Raw genomic sequence first — 26,760 nt, 5'->3', positions numbered from 1 at the left:
ATGGGCGATAGAGATGAACTTTTAATAAAGTATTTATTAAGCGAAACAAGTACAGAAGAAAATTCCGAAATACAAAGATGGCTGGCTGAAGATTCAGCCAATCAGACTTACTACAACCATTTCAAGCAGATTTGGGAAACAAGTAAAAAACTGGAACCTCTGAGTACAATAGACGAAGAACAGGCATGGAAAAAATTTAAAGCCAGAGTTTCCCAACCCACTGAAAAGGAAGTTAAAGTTGTTCCGCTGCGTTATAAATACGGCTGGCTTAAAATTGCCGCTATATTCCTGGTTGCTGCAGGGATATGGAGTACTTACCGTCATTTTATAGCTACAGATTATATAGCTGTTGGCGCAGGAAAAGAAGTTGTTGTCAAAACACTTCCTGACGGATCTGTTTTGACATTAAATAAAAATTCATTAATGAGTTTTGCCAATAACTTTACGGACCATAGGGCAATCCGTTTACAAAAAGGAGAAGTCTTCTTTAAAGTTACTCCAAACAAAGAGAAACCTTTCATTATTGACGCAGACAAGGTAACCATAAGGGTTGTAGGTACTTCTTTCAATGTTAAACATGTCAATGAAGAAACAGAGGTTATTGTTGAAACTGGTATCGTAAAAGTCAGTGTTGGCAGCACTTTCGTAGAATTACGCCGGGGAGAAAAGGTACTGATAAAAAATGGGTCAACTACACTAAAAAAAGAAACCAATACCGATCAGCTATACAACTATTACCGTAGCAAAGCTTTTATCCTGAATAACACACAGCTTTCAAAATTTATAACAACCCTGAATGAAGCCTATCAGGTAAATATTGTCATTGAAGATCCACGCATCAAAAATCTAACACTCACAACTACTTTTACAGAGGATTCACTAAATCATATTTTACAAACTATCTGTCAGACCCTGGATATTAAACAGGTACACAGTGAAGGGAAAATCCTTTTGGTAAACAAATTATAATGAACAAGATACTACTTGTATGCTGCCTTTTATTTTTTACTGTCTGCAAACTACATGCCCAGCAAAACAATCTGTCAGAAAACTTATCCAAAAGAGTTACTATAAAGGTGAAAAACCAAAAAATTGCAGAAGTACTCAGTCAAATCAGTACTTCCGGCAGTTTTTACTTTTCTTACCCTGGAAATTTATTCAATACTGATAGTCTGGTTACCCTTTCTCTCCGAAATACCCCTATAAGAGATGTTCTTGATCAGTTATTCAGAGGAAAAGTAGATTATAAAGAAAATGCAGAGCATGTAATTCTCCGTCTGGCTAACTTACACCTCACCATAGATCCCGAAAACATTACTACCGCCGACCATTTATACCTGATCAGTGGTTATGTGATCGATACTAAAACAGGGCTGAAAATCAAACAAGCCAGTGTTTACGAAAAAAGGCTGCTTCAATCGACCTTAACCAATAACGACGGCTATTTTAAACTCCGCTTCAAAGGTGATTATAACGAAGTGATACTCACAGCCAGTAAAGAAGCTTACCGCGATACCACATTAATTTTCCTCTCCAATATCAACATCAAACCCGAAGGATATGAAGACTCTACCTCAGGACGCAAAACCAGAGCAAGTAACCTGGTAGAAAATCTGGGGATCGGAAGATTTTTTGTCTCCTCCAAACAGAGATTTCAGAGTTTAAACATATCCGGTTTTCTGGCCAATAATCCGTTCCAGGCTTCTCTTACACCAGGCCTGAGTTCACATGGGATGATGAGTTCACAAATCGTCAATAAAGCTTCTTATAATCTGTTAGGTGGATATTCCGCAGGACTGAATGGTATAGAAATGGGCGGCCTGTTCAATATGGACAAAACTGATGTGCGTTTTCTACAGATAGCAGGACTGTTTAATATTGTGGGCGGTTCTGTACAAGGCATCCAAATGGCAGGAGCTGTAAATTCTGTCATTGGAAATATTGACGCCATGCAGATCGGCGGCTTGTCCAATCATGTTCGCGGCAATGCCGATGGTCTGCAAATGGCCGGAGCTATCAATATAGTGAAAGGAGAAATGAGTGGTTTTCAGGCTGCCGGCTTATACAATCGCGTCCGTAAAAATTTTAAAGGATTACAAATAGCCGCTCTGGCTAATATGGCAGGAGGCACTATGACAGGAATTCAGATTGCCGGACTATTTAATCATGCCAAAACAGTGAAGGGTTTACAATTAGGGTTGGTGAATGTAGCAGATAGCTCCTCAGGTTATAGTATCGGCCTGCTTAATCTGATCAAAAAAAATGGGTATCATAAACTCAGTTTGTCCAGTAATGAGCTCATTAATTCCAATTTAAGCATTAAAACAGGTACTCAAAAGCTCTATACAATTCTTACAGCCGGACAAAATTTCTCAGATCATGACAAAATTGAAGCTATTGGCTTTGGTTTGGGACATGAAGCTCAGCTTGGCAGTAAACTATCCCTAACTTTTGAATATACTGCACAGCTGGTCTCAACAGGCAACTGGAGTAAGGCATCCGGACTAAATAAATTACAGACAAATCTGCAGTTCAAAATATGCAATGGGGTGGCTATTTCCACAGGCCCGTCCTATTCAGTCTACCATACAAATCAGCCGGAAGGTTCTGGTATAAAAGGTTATAAACAGCAGGTAGAACCTGGTTACGCACATGCATTCAGTAAAAACACTAAAGGCTGGCTGGGCTGGAGTGCCGGAATCATCTTATTTTAAAAAACCCCCTTGTGCCATTACGGCAAAGGGGGTTAACAACACACACACTAGGTTTTTATAATTAATTATGGGCTACTATAACCGAAGGGAAATAATAACCGTCATAAGAAACTGTCTTTTTAACTGCAGCCGTTACCGGATCATAGAAATATAAGTTGTTCACTTTAAAGTTCTCTCCGAAACCAGACTGTACAGTACTTACCAATAACTGATCCAATTTTGCATTGTAGCTTAAACCAGCTCCATAAAAAATCTTACCGGCAGGTAATTTCAGGAATGCAGCCTGCAGGGAAGCATCATTTCCGGGAATATATTTATAAATTTCTGAGCCTCCGCTAAAAGATCCATTCTTAGCAAAAAACACCGCATTTTCTCTTGTCGAAGCCGTGATAGATCCCGGATGCCATGCGCCCCATGAACCAAAAAGGTTAAAAGGTACTGTAATCGTTTCTACATCCAGTGTCGCATTGATTTTAAATAATTTAGTTCCTCCTGCTGCCCATACATTACCGTCAATCGTTTTGGTAAAACCAATGGTAGCACCAGCAATTTTCTTCACCACTGTATTATCAGCAGCATTTAAAATCACAACCCCGTCAGTTGCTGAGAGTACAAAAATATAGTCACCCTGTTTGATCATATCACCAACCTGTCCGGTAACATTAGTAATTTTTTGTCCGATAGCCAAAGTATTTAAGTTCAGTGGATATACGCCACTACCACCACTGATCAGACCTTTACTTTCATTAATACCTACAAAAGAGCGCCAGTCATTACCTCCCTGACTTGGGATACGGGCAATTTCTTTCATCGTATATTCGTCCGTAACGACCATTGGGCCATTTACTTTTGAAACCAGGTAGAACTTTTTATTAAAGATCACACCAGATTGAAGCGTAGATGATTTAGGTTCCAGATCTTTCAATGGATTTTCTTTCACAAAAATACTGTCTTCCATTTTTCCGGTATTGTAACGGTAAAAACTTACTGTTCCGGTTCCATGACCAAACCAGCCTTCGTTAACAATATAAAAACCATTCTCATATTTATCCCATACGTGAATCTGATAGTCTAAACTCACTTCACCACCGTTTGTAGCTGCCTTAAAATTGATTTTAAAATCACCTTTAGTAGCCGCATTAAAAGTAAAAACAGAATCAGATCCTGTACGTGCACCGTTTACTGTCCAGCTGTAAATCGCATTTTTAGTGTTTTTTAATTTAGGATGCAGGATTAATGTCTCATTCATTGTGATCGAGTCTTTCCCTCCATTAGCCAATTGTTCAGCTACATCCGGCTTAACTAAAAGCTCTTTTTCATTATCCTTTTTACAAGATGCGATCGCTAGCATAGCTAAACCGGCAAACACATACGGCATTGATTTTTTAAAATTCATTGTATTGATTAGTTGTTAATATTTAAATCTGCGGCACCTCTGACTTCGGTAGAAATTTCACCTAACATCGTATTGCCTTTTTCATTCTGACCGGTATAAACCTTCACAAAGTCAATTGTCGCAAGATTAGCAGGCTGACCGGCACTGTTTAATGCCCATGAAATATCAAAGGAGTTATACATATTATCAGCATAATTATCACCGGTTGACCAGCTGTCTGTATAGCCATAACTAAATGCACGGTTCACAGAAATATCACCCTCGGTACCCCAGGTAGACTTCAACAATGTCCCGCTGAATGTAAGAGTCTCCTGATTTGGCGCAAAAAGCGGATAATAGTTATGCTTGTGAAACTGATTAATTTCTACCTGCCCCGATCTTCCCTGATTATCAATCCAGTTTACATTTGCTGTTGCTTTAGGATTAGTATAGGTTATCTGGTAGTTTTTAATCGTACCCGCAGCATTATATTCACTTCCTGCAAGCTCATACCATTGATCATCCGGCAAACCGTTACCATTAGTATCCTGACTTACCATAACAATTCCCGGCTCTGACCATTGTAAAACAGGGCCTAATGGATTGCCATAAATTGCCAGATCGTAACCTTGTCTGTTGGTAATAGAATGATCAAATCCAAAAACGATATAGCCACCATAACCGCCTAAAGAGACCATTCCTGTTTGACTAACGTCACCTATAATCCGCTGTGCGCCAGCAAGACTCCCCAGACTTTCATTGATAAATTGTCCCGGAGCTGGCAGATATTCAAATACTTTAGAAATAAATTTACTGCTTCCTGCAGTTACCTCTCTTACCGGAGCACCGGTCTTAATGTCATTATTTGCGTCTTTTTTACACCCTGTGAATGCAATAGCTGTAATAAGTGCAATTGCAAGGGGCTTTAAATTAGTTTGCAGATGTTTCATTATATAATGGTTTAGGTTGATTAATAAACGAAGGCAAAATGGGCAGGGATATCACCTGTGGTTACTTCAAATTTCTTTATACCCGAAGGGCTAAAGCAATATAAAGTACCAGGGGAAACATAATCCTTCGCATCTGTTACAAATACATCTTTAGTAATTGGATTAACCGCAATTCCATAAGGAACCGTTATTTGTTCATTTGTACCATCAGTAATGAAACTTTTGCTCAATGGAGTCTCTGTTTTCACATCAATCATTCCATAAGTAATCGTATTTTTTTCCGTTATTTTACTATATTCAGTACTGTAATAATAAGCGAGATCGCCATCTATTACAATTTCACTAATTCCCAGATCAAATGTCTTTTTCACCTTTTCAGTCTGAGAATCGATGACGAAAAGTTTAGAAGGTATATTGATGTAATCCCCTCTTGAACTCACATATATGTCACCATACTGATCAGCTTTCAGGCGATGAAGATTAACAGCTACACCTATATTATTAGTTACCTGAAAGCTATTCAGATCAATCACTGAAACAGTTCTTTCATAGTTTTTAGGGCTGTATCCACCAGAGTTAGCAACAAATAATTTTCCTCTGACAACCGCTAGTTCTTCTGGCTGCCGGCCAACCTGAACTCTTCTTTTTTCAGTAAGTGTTGCCGTATCTATTTCAATAACAACACCATTACCAGCTGTAGGGTCACCCAGCGTACCCAGGTAAGCACTTGCATAGGCTTTCCCCTTATAAAAAGTGATATACCTGCTATTCGCAAGCGGAATCTGACCGAGCTTTTTACCTGTTTTAGCATTCAAAACCTCTATTTTATTCGAGAGATTTACGACTACATATACTTTAGAGCCATAAACACCAATATCATTACCTACATCACCCAGGCCTTTAACGATTTCAGGATTGGCCTGATTATAAATATTCCGGCGATAGACACCAGTTGCTAAATCCAGATAATCCAGAGAAGCTTTATTCATATTCATGTTGCCCTCGTTCAACAGGTAAAGGCCTTTTACAGGGCCCGACGGTGTTGGTTCTAATATTTCTACTTGTTCAGGCGCTGGTTGAGGATCCTTCCTGCAGGAAAACAGGGATGCAGATACCATAACAACCAGTAATAAACGATAAAGGAGATCTTTTTTCATATTTGATTATTTAAGGTTATATTTTAATAAGAATAGGCTAAGGTGAAACGGTAAGAACGGCCAGGCATTGGGAAATTAGCTATTACATCATAATACTGATTGAGCAAGTTGTTGACCTCTGCGGAAAAACGAATATTATCATGCTTCAATACTTTGGTATAATGAAAGGCAATATCATGTGTATACCAGGCGGGCACATAATTATATACATTATTAGCACCCTGATTAAACCGCTGACCAACATAGATATAACTATAATTCATGGCCAGATTTTTCCAGTCAGCGCCCAAAATAAACGAGCCACTGTTTACTGGTGTATATACAATCTGATTTCTATAGTTCAGTTTCTTATCGGTTACGTTCAGTGCCTGCTGATAAGTATAAGTTAATCCGGTAGTCAATGAAAGATCTGTTACAATATTCCAGGCTGTTTGTATGTTCACATCTAAACCTTTAATTTCTACTCTGCCTAAGTTTTGCATGCTCCAGCCAGCCAGATTAGCACTTGGCACAGCAACAATTTTGTCTTTTACCTTATTGTAATAAGCGTCAGTCTGAATTGATATTTGCTGCAATTTCTGCCCTTTAAAAGCCCTGATGTAGGTTAACCCTAAATCATATTGCTTAGTATATTCTGGCCTAAGCGATGTACTTCCAATAAATGTATAGTACAAATCGTTAAAAGTAGGCATACGAAAAATGCTCTTGTAAAAACTGCGCACCCTGAATTCCTTCAGGTTGTCAAATGGCTGCAAAGAAACCATTACTGTAGGGGTAAGTTCATTTTTGTTACCTGGAGAAAGAAACTGCTTTACTTTATCATTCACATAAGTGCTAAGTAAATTCGCCTGTACATCAACTCTTTCAAAATGAATTTGAGTAGCTAATGCCGTCAAAAAGGTATTTCTTGTAGGATAAGCAAAATAGTCAAGATTTGCATCCAAAGTGTTATACTGATAATCACCAGATAAAACTACATCCCAGAATGAATTGATCTTATACCTATTGGTCAGTGATAAATAAAGTTCCCGCTGCTTGAATTTGTTATCCAGGAATCCATCGTCTTTGACAAAATCAGGATTCAGATACCGCATATAATCACTTCCGTATTTTGCTGATGCCATCAGATTATATCGTCCAGCTTCTTTTTTATAACTGGATTGTACAAAAAAGTTCTCATTCCATAAGCGTTGTGTAAAGTCATATCTATTACTCACAATTGCACCGGGCAATCCCTGGTGGTCTTTATAGTAATAAATCTTAGCTTTCCAGACACTGCTATCCTGTAATTTACCATTCAATCCTGCCTCAATACGCATGGTTTCTATATCTGCGTTCTTTCTTACCAGGGTAGTATCATAAACACCATTGGTATACCTGAACTTATAACGGCCATTAGCATTTTTATATTCTGTATTAAAAGAGGCTGAAACTGCATCACTGATTTTATGCTGCCACAACACACTTGGATTAATCAATCCAAATGAACCTCCTTTAACAGAAGCTTTAAAGTGATCAGTCTGTCCATTTTCAAATACAGGCTGTTTGGTATTCAGGTATAGAGAACTTCCAGAGGCGAAACCTCTTGCAGACTGGAAAATGGTACTCTTTTGCCCATTATAAAGTTCTATTTCTTCAATATTGTCTAAGGAGAATTTTCCCAGATCAACTTGTCCGTTTTGCGCATTTCCTAACTGTACACCATCATAAAATACAGCAGTATGGTTAGTACCCATGCTTCTGACATTAATCGTCTTTAAACCTCCTATTCCTCCATAATCCTTCAATTGCACTCCAGAGAAAAACCGGATGGCATCCGCAACTGATAAGCTGTTTAATCTCTCGAGATCTTTGCCGGATAAAATTTGTAAAGGAGAAGCGGAAAGCTGACGTTTGCCCAGTTTAATCGCACGAATAGAAACTTCTTTAAGTTCGTCTGCTTTTTTAACAGAGTCGGTTTGTGCCGAAGAATTATAAGGCACGAATACCCCTAGCCATATTATAGCAGAAAAACCGAAAAAAGAATTACAGATGCCATTAAAGGCAAATTTTCTTTTAGTCATTTTGTTGTGAGTGTTACCCACAGCAAACAGCAGATCAAGGAAATGATTACGTTAATAATAAGTGCTCACTCCTAGCTTCAATCCACGAAAGCTATGAAATTATATGGCTATAGGCAGGTCTTCTGACTTACTCCTGGATATTCATGCCTTCCCCATAAATTTATATGAGTGGCCGGATAAGAATTCCATTAAGGAGCTTACAGCTGCGGGACAGTTATGGATTCACACCATATTCCCTTTTAATCCTGATTAGCAAAATCAGAAACCAAAAGCTACGCAAAGTTATTAAAATAAGCGATATAGATCCAATGGATATTGAAATTTATCTTCTAATTCAATATCCTGCTTAATCTTCTCCCATTAATTTTTTCTTATACTCCTCAAGTTTAGCCATTTCCTCATCTGGTAATACAGGATATTTAAGCTTCATTTTCTTAAACGTTTCTTCCAGAATCTGACTGATCGTTAAACGGGCAAACCATTTTTTATCGGCAGGAATAATATACCACGGTGCATTTTCTGTTGAGGTTTCTGTAATTGCCTCCTCATAGGCAGTCATATAATCTTTCCATAACTGTCTTTCGGCAATATCGCTGGAGGAGAACTTCCAGTTTTTTGAAGGATCATTGATTCTATCCAGGAAACGTACCTTTTGCTCCTCTTCAGAAACATACAGAAAGAATTTAAGGATGATAGTTCCGTTTTCAGTTAGCTGCTGCTCAAAATTACGAATACTTTCATAACGTGCTTTCCAGAAGTTTTTATCTATTTTCTTCACCTCATCATAAGCAGGAATCCTTTCATTAAGAACATATTCCGGATGAACTTTACAAACCAGTACATTTTCATAATGTGACCTGTTATGAATACCTATTCGTCCTCTTTGAGGCAGGGCGATATAATGTCTCCATAAAAAATCATGTGCGTACTCATTCGCATTCGGTGTTTTAAAACTAAAAACCTGGCAGCCCTGCGGATTTAAACCAGACATCACATGCGAAATTGCGCTATCTTTTCCTGCTGCATCCATTGCCTGGAAAATGATCAGTACTGAATGTGAGTTTTCAGCATATAAGGTTTCCTGATAGTCACTTAGCTTTTCTTTAATTGCAGCAAGCGTTGCCTTCCCAACTTTTTTACTTGTATCACTTTTATAATGGGTAGTATAATCCTTCAATTTTATCTTTTGTCCTGCTGGCGCTAAAAAGCGGTCGGTTTCTTTACTCATGGATATTTTATAAAAAATAATGTTTAGCTGATAAAGGTATGAAGCACAATTAATGCCAATTAATAATTAAAACGTGTATCAATTATTTATTCACAATTGCTTTTTGGTATTCAAACTTATCACTTCAGCATTACAAGTTACTGAATATTCAATATATCATTCGTAACAGAATAAAATTCCGAGCTTTTTATTGCGGGTAAAAAATCCATATAGGTTTGTATATCTGACAAATAACTAATTAAAAACAATTTAAAAGCTCTCAAAATGAAAAAGAAAATTCTATTAATTGCATTCAGCCTATTTACTGCATTTAGCGTAAAAGCACAATTAGGTTTCAAATTAAAACCTGGTGCATCAAGTATCACGGAAAATGTAACCCAAAAAATCAAAATTGATCAAATCAAAGATCTAAAAAACAATGTGGAATTATCTGATGAAGCCTTCCTGTATCAAATTAAACAGCAAGACCCAAACAAATTTATAATAACCCTTAAAGACATAAATTCAGATAGCACTAAGAAGGAAGACGTTTATGAAACACTTGACATCATCCAGTATAATTACAAAACCACGATCAAGAAACAAAAGAATGAAGCCAGGAATAACATCCTCCACGACTTGTATACGAATTCACGTCAATCCAATAAAAAACTCTTATTCCCGGACAGCCTTATCAAACGTAAATCTGATAGTGTTATATTACTCGGTAAACAAATAGTTAAACTTCAGGTGACAACTGATAGTCTATATTATTTATATGTAAAAGATCTGATGAGCTTCAAAAGCACGAATTTTGGATTTGGGTCACTACGCTCCAGAGCGTTTTTCGATCTGATTTATGGTAATGATGGCAAAAGATTCAATGCCTTAGGCAATGCCGGTGTAAACTTTGGCAACAATACCGGATCCGTATATTCTGAGATTGTCAATGGTAACCTAGGCTTATTCAGGGTAAGTCTGGGAACCATGATTTCCAACACTGGTAAAGAGACTGATGCAGATGCTAAAAAAGAAGAAGCATACCAGAGACTAGTGACTTCAGGAGGAAATACCGTTTTAAATTTCGAATACCCCCTTGCTTATTTACACTCAAAAAACAACCAATACAATCTTATTTCAAGATTAATTACCAGGGGCACTGCAGACTTTCCTGAATTTGGTACAAAAACAGAAAAATGGGCGGGCAGCGGCTCATTTGGTTTAGATCTGTATGCAGATGCCACTACAAGCAATAATAACCTGCGGTTCTTTTGTAATTTTAACGCCAGTAAAATATATGGGACCGACGTATTTAAAGACAACCTGGGAATTAACAAATCAAATTTCACCTTTGGACAGCTGTCATTAGGACTGGTATTTCTGCAGAATTTCAAAATTTCATTTATTGTTGCCACATTCAGTTCTGAAAAGGGTCTGCAAAACAGACATATTATAGCTGGCGGGCAGGTTCTGAGATAAATTCAATTCTCTGATCCGCTTTTCAGATAAGCTATTACCCGGATTTATTCTTAACAAAAGGCTTGCTTAATACATTAAAAATCAGGTATGATAGGCCGGGTATAGCTTATTAAGCGCAACGTATTTTATAATGTCAAAAATTTTAGTGATTTATTTACGTTAATTTGCACATAATGTTCTCTGATTTTTTTTGATTTTACAAGGTAAAGAAGGTTATCGCTTATATTTGGGCGTTAAATATCCTTACCTTATAAACTCAAATGGATTCTTAACATGATTTAATTTAAACTGTTTTATTAATTTTTTGACCATATCGTATGTTTAAAGAGATCCATAATAAATACCTGCGTTATTTCTCCGTATTTATTTTCTGTATCATCATTTTCTTTTGCGCACTTCAATTAAATTTCCTGTGGCTTTTTGGCTACTCTCCTTCTTACAGGGATATTAAACTGCCCACACAAAGTGTCGGCTCAGAATTATATACTTCGGATGGAAAGCTAATTGGAAGATATTACAAAGAAAACCGTACTCCTGTTATTTTTAAACAAATATCACCAAGTGTAATCAATGCACTGGTCGCTACAGAGGATGTTCGTTTCTACAAACATATGGGCATTGATTTCAGATCTTTATTGTCCAGTGGAATTTCAACAGCCACAGGTGATAAAAGAGGCGCAAGCACCATTACCCAGCAGCTGGCAAAAAATATGTACCGCACCAGGTACAACAAATCGCAGGGTTTTATTAAACATATCCCGGTCATCAGAACTATTGTTTCTAAACTCAAAGAATGGATGACCGCAGTAAAACTGGAGTCCAACTATTCTAAAAATGATATTATCACCATGTATCTGAATACCGTTTCGTTCGGTAACAATACTTATGGAATAAAAACTGCGGCAAGAGTATATTTTGACAAACAAACAGATTCACTGAGTGTACCGGAATCTGCGATGTTAGTTGGTATGCTGAAAGGAACGACTACTTATAATCCTGTACGTTACCCTGCAAGGGCATTGGAAAGAAGAAATGTTTCTTTGTCACAAATGAATAAATACGGTTATATCACCGCTGCTGAACTTACCCGGTATAAGAACACACCGATCAAACTTAAAGAAGGCAGAGAAGATGAGGGCAGTGACGGTGACTCTTACCTGAGAGCTGCAGTAGCTAAATACCTGGAGAACTGGTGTAATAAAAATGGTTACGATCTGTACGAAGACGGACTGAAAATCTATACCACCATTGACTCTAAACTGCAAAAATATGCAGAGGAAGCTGTAGCTGAACAGATGAAAGTAGTTCAGAAAAGATTCTATACTGCATGGGGAAAAGAAGATCCATGGCAGGATTCTGAGAAAAACAAAGTTGATTATCCTGGCCGTGCCATGAAAAATCTTCCGATCTATGCCATGCTGGAGAAAAAATACCCGAACAACCCGGATTCGGTAACTGCTTACTTTAATAAAAAGAAGAAGATGAAAATCTTCACTTACAAAGGTGACCGTGATACGTTGTTTTCTACGCTGGATTCTATCCGTTACTACGGCAAAATTATGAATACAGGTATGATGACCTTAGATCCCTTTAACGGTAAAATTAAAGTTTGGGTTGGTGGTTTAGATCATAAATTCTTTAAATACGATCACGTCAATCAATCTAAGCGTCAGGCAGGATCAACTTTTAAACCATTTGCTTACCTGGCTGCGTTTGAAAGCGGTATGAGCCCTTGTGATACTTTTATTGATAAACCTGTTAAAATCAAATACGAAGAAAAAGGTAAAACAGAATATTGGGAGCCCAGAAATGCGAATTGGCAGAATAGCTACAGAGAAACATCTCTGCGTGCTGCAATGGGCCGTTCAATTAATACCATAACAGCTCAGGTAACAGAGAAAGTAGGTTGGGAAAATGTCGTTAAATGGGCACATGAATGTGGTATTGACAGTCATCTGGAGTCTGTACCTTCTGTAAGTTTAGGTCCGAATGATGTTTCAGTATTTGAAATGGTAAGGGCTTATGGGACCTTCTTAAACAAAGGCGTAAGAACTGATCCTATTTTAGTTGAAAAGATCACAGATCAGGATGGCAATGTACTGGAAGATTTTGTTGCTAAAACTAAAAAGATCCTTTCGGAAGAGATCGCCTGGTTAATGCTTTATATGTTCAGAGGTGGAATGGATGAACCTGGCGGCACATCAAGGGCATTATGGGAATGGGATCTTTGGAAAGACAATAACCAGATTGGTGGTAAAACAGGAACCTCATCAGATTATGTGGATGCCTGGTATATGGGAATCACCAAAGACCTGGTAACTGGTGTTTGGGTAGGTTGTGATGAACGTTCAGCTCACTTTAAAAATGGTGAAACTGGTGAAGGATCACGTACTGCTTTACCAATTTTTGCTAAGTTCATGGAAAAAGTATACCATGATAAAAGTACTGGTTATACTTATGGGCCATTTCCAAAAGCTACAGTTCCTATTACAAGAAACTATAACTGCCCTACCCCTGTTTATTCGGTAGATACGACTAAAACGGATAGCGTAGCTACAGATTCACTGCATATTGCCCCTGTTGTGGACGGCGATAAACCTGCAGAAAAACAGGAAGAGGTAAAAACTGAAGTTCAAAAGACCCCTGATCCTGCTATTAAACAACTTGGACCTGTAGTACCACTGACAAGAAAAGAAGAAAGGGAGCAGAGAAGAAAAAAACGTCAGGAAGAAAAAGACAGAAAAAAAGAAGAAGAAGAGAAGAAAAAGACTGAAGGTAAAAGTAAATAACCTCCATAAATCCATATTAAAAAGGTCAGCCGGATATTCTTCCTGCTGACCTTTTTTAATGATCAGAGCTTAACAAGCTATTTTTAAATTGCTCCATCTCTCTATATAGTTCTGGAAAATCAGGAAGAATTTGTCTGATCAGACTAAAGATGCGTATGATCCTGATATTTACTGCGATGGCCTGTTTGCTTTTTAGCAGGCCCGACAACATGGAAAGTCCCTGCTCAGTAAAAGCAATTGGCGAAGCTCTTCTCCTTGATTTATGTTTGAGTTCACTGTCCTGACGAATCAGAGAAAGCTCATCTTCACTATTCAAACTGAACATAAAATCATCGGGAAAACGTCCTGAATTCTTTTTAAGGATTGTCCTGATTTTATGGTCTCCGATTAGATAAAGCCGGGCAAGATCAGTATCGATCATTACTTTCTGTCCTCTGAGTACGTAGATACGATTCATGATCATCTCATCAGTTACCCTATCTTCTTGTATTTCTTTATTCTCCATAACTTTAACAAAGTTCTGTTCATTCATAAACACAGATTTTTATTAAAAAGCAATGCGCTTTATTGCTAAGACATAATACCCAAAGGAATTTTCACCTGCGTGGATAAGGGTCTGCTCATCGTGATATGCTCAAAGTCAAGTCCGATAGTCAGATCGACCCAGTCGGGATTACAAGAACGCACCAGACGTTCCTTCTGCATTCTGGTAAATCTGCTGATCAGTTTAAACCGGCTAAGCGCCTGCGGTTCCGTTTTAAACTCTTCAAAATAAACTAATCGGGTAAGCTGCTGGCCGCTGTCAAAAAACAGGCTTGGCATTTGTTTATAAAAATCAAGCGTCTTAATTAAATCAGCGCTCATTCCAACATGTAAACTGGTACGGTTTCTATCGGTCACGATGTAGACAAATTTTCTCATTGCTTGTAGTTTAAAAGATTACCACTAATTAAATTAGTATATATATTTGGAGAGCGAATAAATATTACTAACTTTATTGGTACAATAATACTAACAATTTTAGTAAAAACAAATTATATTTAATCTTTTATTTTATGTCGAATATTTCCGTAAATCTCAAATACTTAAGAAAGAAAAAAGGCCATACACAACAGCAATTTGCTGATTTAATGGGCATTAAAAGATCATTGGTTGGAGCTTACGAAGAAGACCGTGCAGAACCAAAATACGATTTACTAAAAAAAATAGCAGAACACTACGAATTAACCATGGATGAATTTATTAATGAAATCATCAATGATAACTGGAAACCTAAATTAAAAAGCCAGGGTTCAAACCTGCGTATCCTCAGTATTTCAGTTGACCAGACCGATAATGAAAATATAGAAATGGTCCCTGTAAAAGCCAGTGCGGGATACCTGAATGGATTTTCTGATCCTGAATACATCAAAGACCTGCCAAAATTCCAATTGCCTCTACCAGCCTTAAAACATGGTACTTTCAGAGCTTTCGAAATTGTTGGGGATTCCATGCTGCCTATTCAGCCAGGAAGTATAATTATTGGTGAATACATGGACAACTGGAATGATGTTAAAACAGGAGAAACCTACGTGATCGTCAGCAAAAATGAAGGTGTAGTTTATAAACGTGCGGGAAATCGTTTTAAAGAGAACAAAGAATTGAAACTGGTCTCTGATAATAAGCTATATGACCCTTATACTGTTCCTGCTGATGATATACTTGAGATCTGGAAAGCAAAGGCTTATATCAGTTCCACCCTCCCTGATGCGGCACCAGAACCGTCTATGGAAACATTAACCAATATGATGTCTCAAATGCAGAAATCAATTTCTCAGATGACCAAAAACTAAGTGCTTACAGAAGAAAAGTTAAACTGATTTTAAACCCTTTGGTTATTTTTTACTCTATGCTTTAAAAGAACATACAAATGAAAAGAATCGTTTTAACATTAGCTATAGCAATAATCGGATTGACTTCCGCTTTTGCGCAAACTACAGGTCAGCAAAAATTGACTGCAGAACAAAGAGCAGAGAAAAGTACTGCTAAACTAGACAAAATGCTAACACTGACTGCCGATCAGAAACAAAAGATTTATGCAGTAGAGCTTGACAAGTACAAGCAAAGTGAGGCCTGGCACAAACAAAGCACTGCAGACAGAAAAGCAAAAAAAGATCAGCATGCAACTGCCAGGAAAGAAACAGATGTGAAAATAGATCAGATTTTAACTGCTGACCAAAAGAAAAAAATGGAAGACCTGCATAATGCAAAGAAAGCCAGGAAACATCAGAAAAAAGACAACCAGAAAACACCAGCTGCAACTGAGACAGCAGAAGGATAAAAACGGGGGCTCAGCCCCCAAAAAATTAAGACAAAAAAAAGGGGAGCAATTTGCTCCCCTTTTTCGTTGATGTTATATATTTCTATTTAACTGTATCAATTACCGCTTTGAAAGCTTCTGGGTGATTCATAGCTAAGTCAGCTAAAACCTTACGGTTTAATCCAACGTTTTTAGCCGCTAATTTACCAATGAATTGAGAGTAAGAAATTCCATATTGACGCGCACCAGCGTTAATACGTTGAATCCACAAACCGCGGAATTCTCTTTTCTTAACTTTACGGTCACGGTATGCATATTGCAAACCTTTCTCAACCGTATTTTTTGCTACAGTGAATACTTTACTTCTTGATCCCCAATAGCCTTTGGCCATATTAAGGACTTTTTTCCGTCTTCTTCTCGAAGCTACTGCGTTTACCGAACGTGGCATAGTGTTGTTGTTTTTTGATAAACGGTGTTGCGTATTTCAGCAAACTTACTACCGGGTACCTGGTTAAAAAATTTAATTATTTACCGATAGCAAGCATACGCTTAACGTTGCCCATATCAGCAGCTGACACCATTGAGGTGTGACCCAAATTACGCTTACGTTTAGTAGACATTTTTGTTAAAATGTGACTTTTGTATGCGTTTTTTCTAGCGATTTTACCGGTTCCAGTAAGCGAAAAACGCTTTTTAGCACTGGAATTGGTTTTCATTTTTGGCATAACCTGTTCTTATTTATGTAATTTATTTATTTTTTTGCAACTTTTGGAGCAAGGGTTAAAAACATACGTTTACCTTCTAACTTAGGTAAAAGTTCAACCTTTCCTATGTCTTCCAAAGCCTGTGCGAACTTAAGCAATAAGATCTCTCCCTGCTCTTTGTAAACAATCGCTCTACCTTTGAAATGCACATATGCTCTTACTTTCTCTCCATTTTCAAGGAAACTAACTGCATGTTTCAGTTTGAACTGAAAATCATGATCATTAGTATTAGGTCCGAAACGGATCTCCTTAATGATGGTTTGTTTAGCATTCGCCTTAATCTCTTTCTGCTTTTTCTTTTGTTCGTAAACAAACTTGCTGTAATCGATTATTCTACAAACCGGTGGAACTGCGTTTGGTGATATTTCTACCAGATCCAACTCCAGTTCATCGGCAAGGGCTAAAGCTTTTGCCAAAGGATAAATCCCCGGTTCAACATTATCGCCAGCTAATCTAACCTCCTGGGCTCTGATAAACTGATTAATATTATGTTCTGCTTCTTTTTTCTTAAAAGGAGGACGTGGTCCCCTATTAAATCCTGGTCTGCCTAATGCCAAATTTATATACTATTTAAACTGTTATTTCTTTAATTAATAATTCACTGAACGCCTGGATGGTCATTTCTCCTAAATCTCCTTCTCCGTGCTTCCTTACTGATACCTTGCCTTCTGCCATTTCCTTTTCCCCGATAATCAGCATATAAGGAGTTTTTTTCACCTCAGCGTCCCTGATTTTCCTTCCGATTTTCTCATCACGAAAGTCAATCAAACCGCGAATATCGGAATTATTTAGTTCATCTGAAACTTTTTTAGCATAATCTTCATACTTTTCTGAAATTGGAAGGATTATAAATTGCTCAGGAGAAAGCCATAATGGGAAATTTCCAGCACAATGTTCGATTAAAACAGCGATAAAACGCTCCAGAGAACCGAATGGGGCACGATGGATCATAACCGGTCTGTGTTTCTGGTTATCGCTTCCAGTATATTCCAATTCGAATCTTTCCGGTAAATTATAATCTACCTGAATAGTTCCCAACTGCCATTTTCTACCTAAAGCATCTTTCACCATGAAATCCAGTTTCGGGCCATAAAATGCAGCTTCACCATATTCTGTTACTGTGTTCAAACCTTTTTCTGCAGCAGCTTCTACAATTGCATCTTCAGCCAGTTTCCAGTTTTCGTCAGTACCAATATATTTAGTTTTGTTATCAGGATCTCTTAATGAAATCTGAGCAGTGTAACTCTCAAATCCTAAAGATTTAAAAACATACAATACCAGATCAATTACTTTCATAAATTCATCTTTCACCTGATCAGGGCGGCAGAATAAATGCGCATCATCCTGAGTAAACCCACGAACCCTTGTTAAACCGTGTAACTCACCACTTTGCTCGTAACGGTAAACAGTACCGAATTCTGCTAAACGCAAAGGAAGATCTTTATAAGACCTTGGTTTAACTTTATATATTTCACAGTGATGAGGGCAGTTCATTGGTTTTAACATGAACTCCTCCCCTTCCTGAGGTGTTTTTATACCTTGAAAAGAGTCTGCACCATATTTATCCCAGTGACCAGAAGTTACATAAAGATTTTTATGGCCGATATGAGGTGTAATAACTTGCTCGTATCCTGATTTTGCCTGCGCTTTAGTTAAAAAGTTCACCAGACGCTCACGTAAAGCAGTTCCTTTAGGCAACCATAATGGTAAACCCATCCCTACTTTTTCAGAGAAAGCAAACAGTTCCAGTTCTTTTCCTAATTTTCTGTGGTCACGTCTTTTAGCTTCTTCGATCATCAACAGGTATTCTGTCAATTCACTTGCTTTAGGGAAAGTAACCCCATAAATACGGGTTAATTGTTTTTTGGTTTCATCACCTCTCCAGTATGCACCTGCAACATTCATCAGCTTTACAGCTTTGATAAATCCTGTATTCGGAAGATGCGGGCCACGACATAAATCAGTAAACGCACCTTGTTTGTAAAAAGTGATTTTACCATCTTCAAGTCCCTGAATAAGATCTAGTTTATATTCATCGTCCTTCTCTGTGAAATACGCAATGGCATCTGCTTTAGAAACACTCTCCCTTACAAAAACTTCTTTTTGCTTGGCAAGCTCCATAAATTTGGTTTCTATAGCTTTAAAGTGATCAGATGAAAATTCCTGATCTCCAAAATCAACATCATAATAGAACCCTGTTTCAATAGCAGGGCCGATACCAAATTTAGTACCAGGATATAAAGCTTCCAGTGCTTCGGCCATAATGTGGGCAGAAGAGTGCCAGAAAGTAGCTTTACCAGCTGTATCATTCCAGGTCAATAATTTAACTGCTGAATCTTTTTCAATAGGTCTGGAAGAATCCCAGACTTCGCCGTTAACTTCGGCTGCTAAAACGTTACGGGCAAGACCTTCAGATATTGATAATGCAATCTGGTGAGCATTGGTCCCCTTTTCATATGGACGTACTGAGCCATCCGGAAGTGTAATGTTAATCATCTACAACTATGATTTATATGTGAATTTAATGAATTTTAGTATCGAATCACTTACAAGGTGATTTCCTGGATACAAAGGTAAGTTTTTATGCTGCATTCAGGGAAATAAATTGAAAAATGGGGTAAATGTCCCTATTGATTTTCCAGATTTAAGGCCCTGAAAGGCTGATCAGGCAACAAGGGTTCCCGTTTCATTTTCAAGGGGCACCATCTCTTTTTCAAAGATTTCCTGTATAGTTTTTATTTCCTCAGCATAGATTGTTTTTTTTCGCATGGCGAAGTGAAGCGTATTTTCCATTACTTTAGTGCCTTCCCAAACTAGTTTTACACTGCCATCCTGTACTTCGTTCCGGCATAAAAAATCAGGTAATACTGCAAAACCTTCCATTCCTTTAATACACCTTACAATAGAGCTCATATTGGGAACGATATAATTAGGTTTAAGATCCAGTCTCCGGTTAAAATTAAAATGCCAGAACCTCATCAGATGTTCCATATCACCCGACGTGCCATACCAGATCTGATGCTTCAGCCACTCCTGCATCCCTTTCAAATCTCCATCCTGACGCATCAGTTCAAATGCTGCAGTATCATGTTTTGATCCTGCTACCAGGACAATTCTTTCCTTTGAATAAGGCTTATAGGCAATATTTTTCATGGTACTGTCCATATGAGGCGTAATAACCAGATCCAGAATCCCATTATCCAGATCATTCAGCATTTGCGGATAATCCCCGAATTTTACAATGACATTAAATGATAAACCTGACAAATAGGGTTCCAGCATCAGTTGGAATGTTTCAAAGCACATTCCTAAACTCAATGTTGGTTTCTCTTTTTCAGTACTCCGGTGGAAATGTTTTTCTGCCTCCTCCAGTTTAAGCAAAGCTTCCAGTACAAAATTATACATGACTTTACCACGTTCTGTAGGAACCATTTTTCTGGATGTCCTGTCAAAAAGCTTATAACCTACATAAGATTCCAAAGAGCTTAAATGTAAACTTACACCAGGCTGAGAAACAAAGAGCGCTTCTGCTGCCCCTGTGAGAGTGCCGGTTTCATAAATAGCTTTAAAAGTCCTGTACCATTCCAGATTTACCATAGCATCATAATTATGATACAAATATACGATTTATATCATAATTATACTAAACCAGGAGAGTCTGTTTATCCTTTCCTGAAAGGACTTCAAATAAGAAAAGATTTATCGGTTAATCAGTGAATAAACAACCGAATCAAGAAACCGCCCTTCAAAGAAGCCGTTTTCTTTAAAATGCCCTTCTTTCACAAATTTACGTTTGATCAGCACTTTTTCAGAGGCGTGATTATCCGGATCAATTACCGCTTCCAGAGAATGAAATTTCAACACATTAAATGCGTAGTCAATCACAGTTCCTAATGCTTCATTAATAATTCCCTGACCGTGATAATCAGGATGAAGGAGATAACCAGTTTCAGATCTGAAATTTTCCGGCTGCATCCTGATCAGGCAGATCGTTCCCAATAACTTTGGATCATCTTTAAAGGAGATCCCCCAATTGATAAAGTTGTTTTCTTCAACACCTTTATCAAAAACTTTTATCAAATCCAGCGCGTCCTGCCTGGTTTTTGCCAGCGGCCTGGGGATATATTTCATAATTTCAGGATCAGAACGCATTGCAAATACTTCATCCGCATCAGCAGGGGTCATCCTCCTTAAGACTAAACGATCCGATTCCAATATTGGAAAAGGATCAAAATTAATTTCCAGCATATATTATAGTTTCTGTTCCTTTTCCCATAATTATCTTCGAGGTAAGATTTACAAATAGTCCATGTGCTAAAATACCTTCTATGCGGTTTAAACGTTCAGCGAGGCCAGCTACATCGCCAATCAATCCGAAATCAGCATCCACTATGATATTATGGTTATCGGTAATAAACGGTGTATTATCTTTCATTCTGACTTTTCCTGTCCCCTTTAATTCAGCCAGTTGCTGTAATACATAGTTAAGCGCCAGAGGCACTACTTCTACTGGTACTTTGAATTTACCCAGCTGCGTCACCAGTTTTCCTGAATCTGCAATAATGATTTCATTTTTAGTCAGTGAGGCTATGATTTTCTCTCTGAATAGTGCACCTCCACCACCTTTAATCAGGTTTAATTGTGCATCAAATTCATCGGCACCATCAATCGTGATATCAATAGTCCTGACCTGATCCATTGGCAATAGTTCAATTCCTAAAGAAACAGCCAGTGCCGCAGTATGCTCAGAAGTGGGCACCCCTTTGATTTTTAAACCATTTTTAACTAATAAAGCTATTTCCTGAATGGCAAAAAATGCTGTTGAACCAGTACCTAATCCAACAATGTCATTGTTCTGAATAAATTTAACAGCTCCTTTAGCTGCGTTTTGTTTTTCAAGATCCCTTTTATCAATTGATTGCTCGTCCAAAGTATAATGATTAAAATATAATGATCAGCGCTATATGCTGCTAAAATTAGTCAAAAAAACAGAAGGCCACAAATCAGAAAAGCCCGGCCATAACGGCCGGGCTTCCTGCTAAAAACTCAATTATAGCAACAAAAAAGAGAGTCTTACGAAGCAATAATGGCTATTTCATTCACCATTAATCTCCAGTGTTCATTTTCAGGAATCCCTGGTTTACGTTTACCAAAAAACTGCACAATGATATAACCATGTTTATCAAATACTTCAATACTGGTTACAATACCATCCGTTGTCGGTTTTTTAACCAACCAGACCGAAGCAATTGCATCTTCACGCAAATGCATATTGAAATCCGGGTCTAATACATTAAACCACGGGCCTGTTTGTAATAACTTTTTAACCGGGCCGGTATGGATCTGAATACACCCCGCACTTCCGGTAAAGACCATAATTTCCAAATCAGTTTCAGAAGCTTTTTCCAGTATCGATTTTAAAGACTCTTTAGTAATACTTACCGCGTGGCCTTCGGGTGCAAGACGTAATCCCTGAGTCCTGGTCACGCCAAATTTCCTCAGCATCCCATGAAAATCATGCGTATCCTTCAAGGTTAACCAGGTCTCTTTAAAACCCGCAGCATCAATTTCTGCATCCGGTTTCTCTTCTATGACCTTTTTACTCCTGTTAATGACTAAAACTGCATGCTGATCATGTGCGGTGAATGCATTCACCAATGCATCATAAGCCTGCACATCACTTGTTTCCACAAGGTAAATCTTATGAATAGCCTCTCCGTCTTTACCAAAAAACTGCAGGCTCTTTCTATTATTCTCATCTACCGCAAAAGCAGAAGACCATTGCATCATAAATAACCTTAAATCAATATCCGGATTTACCGCAAGCCCCATAGGGCCAGAAAATGTTACATTCTTATAAACTCCTTTGCGTTCATGCACGCAATAATCATTACGTGTTAAAGCCATCACTTTACCTAATGCCCCAACTCCTTTCAAAATATCCTGAAAATCATTAGTCAGACGGATAACTGTCTCACCAACAGCAGTAGCCAGTAATTCTGCCTCTGTAGTATCTAATTGTTTAGCTGCGTCTCTTATTCTAACTTTAGGGTTTTCCGTTTTAAAAGCCTCCCACTGACTTTTCAATTCTATTACTTTTTCCATTGATCCTGAATTTATGTTTGTATAGTTGCTGGAATTACCAGCGGACAATTATATCCTTCACATGCCATTAACTTAACGTTAATACTGAAGGTTTCATGTATATTTTCACAATTAATTACTTCTAATGGTGTTCCCATCGCTACTTTCTGCCCATCTTTCAGCATTAGTATTTTATCTGCAAAACGAGAGGCAAAATTAATGTCGTGCAAAATGCAGATAACACAATACCCACGATCTGCAAGACTGCGTGCAAGCTCCATAACCTGCTGCTGATAAAGCAGGTCCAGACCATTTGTAGGCTCATCCAGAAACAGACAGGCATCCGGACAATCATATATCTGAGCCAGTACACGTGCCAGCTGCACACGTTGCTGCTCCCCGCCCGAAAGGGTATTATAATCTCTGCCGGATAGATGTGTAATCCCAGTTTCTTCCATCACTTTTTTAACCACTTCCGCATCATGCAGACCTGGCTGATGTTCAAAATGAGGATATCTGCCCATCATCACCAGTTCATTAACTATAAAAGAAATAGAAATGGTATTTTGCTGGGCCAGGACAGCACGCTGTCTGGCCAGTTCAGGCAGTTTATATTGTTTGAGTTCTTGTCCGCGCAATAGAATATTACCATAGACCGGTGATATTTCTCTGCATAATAACTTCATCAGCGTACTTTTACCTGCTCCGTTAGCCCCAAGCACCGCCAGTAATTCACCCGATTTCGCTTCAAAACTCAAATCTTTTACCAGCTGTTTTTTCCCTATTTGATAAGTGATATTTTCTACCTGGATCATAACTTATAATTTATTTTTATTCCTTTCGGTAACGATGATATACATAAATACAGGTGTCCCTATTAAGGCCGTCAGAATACCTATAGGCAATTCTGCAGGAGCAACCATTGTTCTGGCTGCCAGATCTGCTGCTGTTAATAAAGCTGCACCCAAAATAGCTGATCCCGGAATAACCAGCCTGTTATCTGAGGTAAAGGTCATCCTTAAAATATGAGGAATGATGAGCCCTATAAATCCGATGATTCCAGCCACTGCAACTGAGGCTCCAACAGCCATTGTGGCCAATATGATGATGATCCTTTTTATAGTCACCACATTAACACCCATATGAAGAGCCTGTGCATCGCCCAATGCCAGAGCATTCAAGGATTTTGCCAGAAATGGCAGGATAACAACTGGTATACTAACAAATGGTAAAAGTCCGCTTACTGTTTCCCAGCTTGCCCCTCCAAGACTCCCAAGGCTCCAGAAAGTAATTGCCGGCAGTTGCTCATTGGTAGCCATATAGGTTAATAAACCTACAAAACCTGCCGCTAAAGAATTGATTGCAATACCAGATAACAATAAAGTGGTGATTTCGGTTTTCCCGTGACGTGAAGACATCCGGTAAACGATAAATGTAGTCAGACAGGCTCCGGTAAAAGCAGCAAGAGAAATGGCATAAAAACCGATCACTCCATTTAATTTAGAGAAAATTCCCACTTCCAATACAATCACCATGACAGCAAATAAGGTTGCACCTGCCGATATCCCAATCAACCCTGGTTCTGCCAGTGGGTTTCTGAATAATCCTTGTATAGCTGCGCCCGAAATACCAAGTCCCGCGCCAATTAACACCCCTAAAACCACCCTTGGCAATCTTATATTCATTAGTACTGCTGCCTGCTGTGGTTTAAAGTTCATCACCTCCGAAAGCCCTGTTTTATAAGCGACGATTGATAAAAACTCAGGTACAGTAATCCTGACCGCCCCTATACAGGAGGACAAGATCGCCACTGCCAGCAATAAAACCAGCAGCAGCAATAAAATCAGTTTTGTTTTTTTACTCAATTTATTTTAGCAGCTAGTTCTTGAATAGCAATTCCCAGACGCGGACCAAAACTGCCTAGCAGCTCTCCATCCATGCTGATGATCTTTTTATTTTTACCAGCATTGGTTTCTTTGATACCCTGGATTTTAGCTACCCCATCCGGCCCGCCTAAACTTTGTAAACCTGAATCAAAAAACAGGATCACATCCGGATTGGCTTTCACTAAAGCTTCGGCAGTTAAAGGTTTATAATCAGGAAATTCAGTTACTGCATTCTGACCTCCTGCTAATTTAATTGCACTTTCTACCTGCGTACCTGTACCCCCAACCATGATTGTTCCGGCACCACGCGCATAAATAAATAATACTTTAGGTTTCTTAGCAGCCATTTTAACTTTGGCAAGGTCTGCATCCAATACCTTAATCAGGGAATCACCTTTAGGTTTGACATGCAGGCTATCAGTCAAAGTGCTAATCAAGTGTTTAGTTCCATGTATAGAAAATTCCTGATCAACTAATAAAAGTTTCACCCCTGCTGTTTTGAATTGTGCAGCGAGTGCAGGGCTTATATCTTTTTTTATTCCGATTACCAGGTCGGGCTGTAATGCCATTATCCCTTCGGCATTGATATTCTTATTATGTCCAACCTTTGGTTTAGCTTTCAGACTTTCTGGATAATTACTTGTAATATCTGTACCAACTATATTTTTTTCTAAACCTGTACCGGCCAGCACTTCACTGATTGCCCCACTTAGGGATACAATTTTAGTGCTGTCTGCAAGACCTTCAGCTTTGGTTTCTTTTTTTGTATTACAGGCGCCAAGACTAAGAACCGTCAGTGCTGCTGCTAATAAAGTAAGTTTCATAATTTCTTTTTTTGTAATGAATTAAATAACCAAAGGCCGCTTTCATATCCATGAAAGCCGGCCTTCGCAACCTAAACTAACCAAGTTTATGCCTTTTTAACCAGTTTGTATTCGATAACCGGTTTACCGCGAACCCCACCATCATTAGGATGGAAACTCACGAAATTCAATTTATAGATATTACCTGCACCATCTTTAACCAGGTAAAAACGATCTGTTTTAACGCCCACAGGTGTACCGGAAGTGATTCTCCAGTTACCAGCAATTACTTCTCTGGTTCCAACAAATTTTATTGGCGCCAGGTTCGCCTCTGTAAAATCAGCAAAACTCACTTTACTATCTGCTATGATGACTTCAGCAGCAGTTACCCCGCCCACAAAATTGATCAGTACAAAATCAGAGAAAGTGTAAGGTATCGTTGCATTTGCTTTATAAGTTGCCAATGTCCACTCGATATCCCAGTTTGCTTTAGCTGGTTCCACATCAGCTGCACCAGTTTTAAAGGATACATATTTAAAGTTAAAAGCTGCATCTTTAGCAACAGTCAGACTTTTAAAAGTAGGGTCAGTGATTTTAGCATATTGTAAAGTATAACCTGTACCTGCACGGATTACACGGATTTTTTGCCATCCTGTTGTACCGCCACGGTTAACGATATAGACTTTATTTTCTGCATCAGTAGCAGAAATAGTTTTAATGACTGTACCTGCTAAATAGGTGGAAGCATCTCCATCAACCGGATCTATATAAGTGAAGGCACCTTCACCCTGACCCAAACTTAAAGTCCCTGCTTTTGCGAGTGCAATAGTATCGGCCTCTGTAACTTTAGTTAAATCTGTCTGGTTTAATGCAATGGCAGTTGCACCAACCGTATTGTTCAGGATTACTTTAAAGTCAGCACCAGAATAGAATCCCAGGTCCCATGAAGTACGGGCTACAGAAGTTTGTTTGTCGGCACTGAAATCTACAAAAACACTGTTTCCTGCAACAGTTCCAGCTTCTGAACCAATAAGTCCGTTCAGGGTAATCTTACTGCCTGTTGAAGCAGGGGTTTCAATAATTGGATCACTATCCTTTTTGCAGGCCGTGAATGCCGTGGCAAAACATAATAAGGTGATAAGTTGAGTAAATTTGTTCATTCTGTGTATGATTTAGTTAATTTATTTAGT

At 38.3% G+C, this 26,760-nt stretch carries 25 protein-coding genes and 1 riboswitch; of the genes, 6 read left to right on the top strand and 19 right to left on the bottom strand.

The window, feature by feature from the left end; all coding sequences use genetic code 11:
* A complete protein-coding gene (locus tag HDE68_RS03775; RefSeq protein WP_183879062.1) occupies positions 1-969 on the top strand; it encodes a FecR family protein in 969 nt (322 codons plus the stop codon).
* Complete coding sequence (locus HDE68_RS03770) at positions 969-2,714, top strand: STN and carboxypeptidase regulatory-like domain-containing protein (protein WP_183879060.1); 1,746 nt, start codon at positions 969-971, stop codon at positions 2,712-2,714. Before HDE68_RS03775 ends, HDE68_RS03770 begins: the two co-directional genes overlap by 1 nt.
* Positions 2,715-2,775: 61 nt before the next feature.
* On the opposite strand, the gene HDE68_RS03765 is transcribed toward HDE68_RS03770, so the two are convergent.
* The 5 genes from HDE68_RS03765 to HDE68_RS03745 all read right to left on the bottom strand — a co-directional run bounded on the left by HDE68_RS03765 (position 2,776) and on the right by HDE68_RS03745 (position 9,487).
* Positions 2,776-4,110 carry a DUF5074 domain-containing protein gene (locus HDE68_RS03765; protein ID WP_183879058.1) on the bottom strand — a complete coding sequence of 445 codons (1,335 nt, stop codon included), beginning with the start codon at positions 4,108-4,110 and terminating at the stop codon, positions 2,776-2,778.
* 8 nt (positions 4,111-4,118) lie between these two features.
* Complete coding sequence (locus HDE68_RS03760; RefSeq protein ID WP_183879056.1) at positions 4,119-5,039, bottom strand: PKD domain-containing protein; 921 nt, start codon at positions 5,037-5,039, stop codon at positions 4,119-4,121.
* Between the two features lie 20 nt (positions 5,040-5,059).
* Complete coding sequence (locus HDE68_RS03755; RefSeq protein WP_183879054.1) at positions 5,060-6,196, bottom strand: YncE family protein; 1,137 nt, start codon at positions 6,194-6,196, stop codon at positions 5,060-5,062.
* Positions 6,197-6,219: 23 nt separating this feature from the next.
* A complete protein-coding gene (locus tag HDE68_RS03750; RefSeq protein ID WP_183879052.1) occupies positions 6,220-8,259 on the bottom strand; it encodes a TonB-dependent receptor plug domain-containing protein in 2,040 nt (679 codons plus the stop codon).
* A gap of 94 nt (positions 8,260-8,353) precedes the next feature.
* A riboswitch (cobalamin riboswitch) is annotated at positions 8,354-8,544 on the bottom strand.
* Between the two features lie 61 nt (positions 8,545-8,605).
* Positions 8,606-9,487, bottom strand: coding sequence for a polyphosphate kinase 2 family protein (locus tag HDE68_RS03745; RefSeq protein ID WP_183879050.1), 882 nt, complete (start codon positions 9,485-9,487; stop codon positions 8,606-8,608).
* 264 nt (positions 9,488-9,751) lie between these two features.
* Here HDE68_RS03745 and HDE68_RS03740 point away from each other — a divergent pair, with 264 nt between their 5' ends.
* Positions 9,752-10,945 (top strand): hypothetical protein, encoded by a 1,194-nt coding sequence (locus HDE68_RS03740; RefSeq protein ID WP_183879048.1) that lies wholly within the window; start codon positions 9,752-9,754, stop codon positions 10,943-10,945.
* A 317-nt stretch (positions 10,946-11,262) separates the two neighbouring features.
* Positions 11,263-13,734, top strand: a complete 2,472-nt coding sequence (locus HDE68_RS03735) for a transglycosylase domain-containing protein (RefSeq protein WP_183879046.1) — start codon at positions 11,263-11,265, stop codon at positions 13,732-13,734.
* A 55-nt stretch (positions 13,735-13,789) separates the two neighbouring features.
* On the opposite strand, the gene HDE68_RS03730 is transcribed toward HDE68_RS03735, so the two are convergent.
* Together HDE68_RS03730 and HDE68_RS03725 are read right to left on the bottom strand one after the other, a co-directional pair.
* Positions 13,790-14,266 carry an ORF6N domain-containing protein gene (locus tag HDE68_RS03730; RefSeq protein WP_183879044.1) on the bottom strand — a complete coding sequence of 159 codons (477 nt, stop codon included), beginning with the start codon at positions 14,264-14,266 and terminating at the stop codon, positions 13,790-13,792.
* A 38-nt stretch (positions 14,267-14,304) separates the two neighbouring features.
* Positions 14,305-14,655, bottom strand: coding sequence for a GIY-YIG nuclease family protein (locus HDE68_RS03725; protein ID WP_183879042.1), 351 nt, complete (start codon positions 14,653-14,655; stop codon positions 14,305-14,307).
* A 134-nt stretch (positions 14,656-14,789) separates the two neighbouring features.
* Here HDE68_RS03725 and HDE68_RS03720 point away from each other — a divergent pair, with 134 nt between their 5' ends.
* Both HDE68_RS03720 and HDE68_RS03715 read left to right on the top strand, forming a co-directional pair.
* On the top strand, positions 14,790-15,566 hold the full coding sequence (locus HDE68_RS03720) for an XRE family transcriptional regulator (protein ID WP_183879040.1): 777 nt from the start codon (positions 14,790-14,792) through the stop codon (positions 15,564-15,566).
* A 77-nt stretch (positions 15,567-15,643) separates the two neighbouring features.
* On the top strand, positions 15,644-16,054 hold the full coding sequence (locus HDE68_RS03715; RefSeq protein ID WP_183879038.1) for a hypothetical protein: 411 nt from the start codon (positions 15,644-15,646) through the stop codon (positions 16,052-16,054).
* Between the two features lie 82 nt (positions 16,055-16,136).
* On the opposite strand, the gene rplT is transcribed toward HDE68_RS03715, so the two are convergent.
* The 12 genes from rplT to HDE68_RS03655 all read right to left on the bottom strand — a co-directional run bounded on the left by rplT (position 16,137) and on the right by HDE68_RS03655 (position 26,730).
* Positions 16,137-16,481, bottom strand: coding sequence for a 50S ribosomal protein L20 (rplT, locus tag HDE68_RS03710; protein ID WP_041887187.1), 345 nt, complete (start codon positions 16,479-16,481; stop codon positions 16,137-16,139).
* A 76-nt stretch (positions 16,482-16,557) separates the two neighbouring features.
* Positions 16,558-16,758 (bottom strand): 50S ribosomal protein L35, encoded by a 201-nt coding sequence (rpmI, locus tag HDE68_RS03705; protein ID WP_041887185.1) that lies wholly within the window; start codon positions 16,756-16,758, stop codon positions 16,558-16,560.
* Between the two features lie 26 nt (positions 16,759-16,784).
* Positions 16,785-17,354 carry a translation initiation factor IF-3 gene (infC, locus tag HDE68_RS03700; protein WP_051759761.1) on the bottom strand — a complete coding sequence of 190 codons (570 nt, stop codon included), beginning with the start codon at positions 17,352-17,354 and terminating at the stop codon, positions 16,785-16,787.
* A 13-nt stretch (positions 17,355-17,367) separates the two neighbouring features.
* Positions 17,368-19,293 (bottom strand): threonine--tRNA ligase, encoded by a 1,926-nt coding sequence (gene thrS / locus HDE68_RS03695; RefSeq protein ID WP_183879036.1) that lies wholly within the window; start codon positions 19,291-19,293, stop codon positions 17,368-17,370.
* Positions 19,294-19,461: 168 nt separating this feature from the next.
* Positions 19,462-20,394 (bottom strand): LysR family transcriptional regulator, encoded by a 933-nt coding sequence (locus HDE68_RS03690; RefSeq protein ID WP_183879034.1) that lies wholly within the window; start codon positions 20,392-20,394, stop codon positions 19,462-19,464.
* Positions 20,395-20,496: 102 nt separating this feature from the next.
* Entirely contained in the window at positions 20,497-21,045 is a 549-nt protein-coding gene (locus HDE68_RS03685; protein WP_183879032.1) for a GNAT family N-acetyltransferase, read from the bottom strand.
* The gene (gene rpiA, locus HDE68_RS03680) at positions 21,032-21,727 is read right to left on the bottom strand and encodes a ribose-5-phosphate isomerase RpiA (protein ID WP_221300654.1); all 696 of its coding nucleotides are present in this window, start codon (positions 21,725-21,727) and stop codon (positions 21,032-21,034) included. Before rpiA ends, HDE68_RS03685 begins: the two co-directional genes overlap by 14 nt.
* Before the next feature lie 143 nt (positions 21,728-21,870).
* A complete protein-coding gene (locus HDE68_RS03675; RefSeq protein ID WP_183879030.1) occupies positions 21,871-22,902 on the bottom strand; it encodes a hemin-degrading factor in 1,032 nt (343 codons plus the stop codon).
* A gap of 11 nt (positions 22,903-22,913) precedes the next feature.
* On the bottom strand, positions 22,914-23,696 hold the full coding sequence (locus tag HDE68_RS03670) for a heme ABC transporter ATP-binding protein (protein ID WP_183879028.1): 783 nt from the start codon (positions 23,694-23,696) through the stop codon (positions 22,914-22,916).
* Between the two features lie 3 nt (positions 23,697-23,699).
* Positions 23,700-24,746, bottom strand: a complete 1,047-nt coding sequence (locus tag HDE68_RS03665; protein ID WP_260171601.1) for a FecCD family ABC transporter permease — start codon at positions 24,744-24,746, stop codon at positions 23,700-23,702.
* A complete protein-coding gene (locus HDE68_RS03660) occupies positions 24,743-25,591 on the bottom strand; it encodes a hemin ABC transporter substrate-binding protein (RefSeq protein ID WP_183879026.1) in 849 nt (282 codons plus the stop codon). Before HDE68_RS03660 ends, HDE68_RS03665 begins: the two co-directional genes overlap by 4 nt.
* An 86-nt stretch (positions 25,592-25,677) precedes the next feature.
* Positions 25,678-26,730 carry an HmuY family protein gene (locus HDE68_RS03655; protein WP_183879024.1) on the bottom strand — a complete coding sequence of 351 codons (1,053 nt, stop codon included), beginning with the start codon at positions 26,728-26,730 and terminating at the stop codon, positions 25,678-25,680.
* Between the last annotated feature and the right edge of the window lie 30 nt (positions 26,731-26,760).

The organism is Pedobacter cryoconitis, assembly GCF_014200605.1.
Classification (GTDB): domain Bacteria; phylum Bacteroidota; class Bacteroidia; order Sphingobacteriales; family Sphingobacteriaceae; genus Pedobacter; species Pedobacter cryoconitis_B.
The sequence above is the reverse complement of the archived record's forward strand: the minus strand, read 5'-3'. Positions and strand labels throughout refer to the sequence as shown.

What these genes read in the sequence shown, in the direction of transcription:
- HDE68_RS03775 (WP_183879062.1), top strand. Translation starts at nt 1, where the DNA reads ATGGGCGATAGAGATGAACTTTTAATAAAGTATTTATTAAGCGAAACA.
- HDE68_RS03770 (WP_183879060.1), top strand. Translation starts at nt 969, where the DNA reads ATGAACAAGATACTACTTGTATGCTGCCTTTTATTTTTTACTGTCTGC.
- HDE68_RS03765 (WP_183879058.1), bottom strand. Translation starts at nt 4,110, where the DNA reads ATGAATTTTAAAAAATCAATGCCGTATGTGTTTGCCGGTTTAGCTATG.
- HDE68_RS03760 (WP_183879056.1), bottom strand. Translation starts at nt 5,039, where the DNA reads ATGAAACATCTGCAAACTAATTTAAAGCCCCTTGCAATTGCACTTATT.
- HDE68_RS03755 (WP_183879054.1), bottom strand. Translation starts at nt 6,196, where the DNA reads ATGAAAAAAGATCTCCTTTATCGTTTATTACTGGTTGTTATGGTATCT.
- HDE68_RS03750 (WP_183879052.1), bottom strand. Translation starts at nt 8,259, where the DNA reads ATGACTAAAAGAAAATTTGCCTTTAATGGCATCTGTAATTCTTTTTTC.
- HDE68_RS03745 (WP_183879050.1), bottom strand. Translation starts at nt 9,487, where the DNA reads ATGAGTAAAGAAACCGACCGCTTTTTAGCGCCAGCAGGACAAAAGATA.
- HDE68_RS03740 (WP_183879048.1), top strand. Translation starts at nt 9,752, where the DNA reads ATGAAAAAGAAAATTCTATTAATTGCATTCAGCCTATTTACTGCATTT.
- HDE68_RS03735 (WP_183879046.1), top strand. Translation starts at nt 11,263, where the DNA reads ATGTTTAAAGAGATCCATAATAAATACCTGCGTTATTTCTCCGTATTT.
- HDE68_RS03730 (WP_183879044.1), bottom strand. Translation starts at nt 14,266, where the DNA reads ATGAATGAACAGAACTTTGTTAAAGTTATGGAGAATAAAGAAATACAA.
- HDE68_RS03725 (WP_183879042.1), bottom strand. Translation starts at nt 14,655, where the DNA reads ATGAGAAAATTTGTCTACATCGTGACCGATAGAAACCGTACCAGTTTA.
- HDE68_RS03720 (WP_183879040.1), top strand. Translation starts at nt 14,790, where the DNA reads ATGTCGAATATTTCCGTAAATCTCAAATACTTAAGAAAGAAAAAAGGC.
- HDE68_RS03715 (WP_183879038.1), top strand. Translation starts at nt 15,644, where the DNA reads ATGAAAAGAATCGTTTTAACATTAGCTATAGCAATAATCGGATTGACT.
- rplT (WP_041887187.1), bottom strand. Translation starts at nt 16,481, where the DNA reads ATGCCACGTTCGGTAAACGCAGTAGCTTCGAGAAGAAGACGGAAAAAA.
- rpmI (WP_041887185.1), bottom strand. Translation starts at nt 16,758, where the DNA reads ATGCCAAAAATGAAAACCAATTCCAGTGCTAAAAAGCGTTTTTCGCTT.
- thrS (WP_183879036.1), bottom strand. Translation starts at nt 19,293, where the DNA reads ATGATTAACATTACACTTCCGGATGGCTCAGTACGTCCATATGAAAAG.
- HDE68_RS03690 (WP_183879034.1), bottom strand. Translation starts at nt 20,394, where the DNA reads ATGGTAAATCTGGAATGGTACAGGACTTTTAAAGCTATTTATGAAACC.
- HDE68_RS03685 (WP_183879032.1), bottom strand. Translation starts at nt 21,045, where the DNA reads ATGCTGGAAATTAATTTTGATCCTTTTCCAATATTGGAATCGGATCGT.
- HDE68_RS03675 (WP_183879030.1), bottom strand. Translation starts at nt 22,902, where the DNA reads ATGGAAAAAGTAATAGAATTGAAAAGTCAGTGGGAGGCTTTTAAAACG.
- HDE68_RS03670 (WP_183879028.1), bottom strand. Translation starts at nt 23,696, where the DNA reads ATGATCCAGGTAGAAAATATCACTTATCAAATAGGGAAAAAACAGCTG.
- HDE68_RS03660 (WP_183879026.1), bottom strand. Translation starts at nt 25,591, where the DNA reads ATGAAACTTACTTTATTAGCAGCAGCACTGACGGTTCTTAGTCTTGGC.
- HDE68_RS03655 (WP_183879024.1), bottom strand. Translation starts at nt 26,730, where the DNA reads ATGAACAAATTTACTCAACTTATCACCTTATTATGTTTTGCCACGGCA.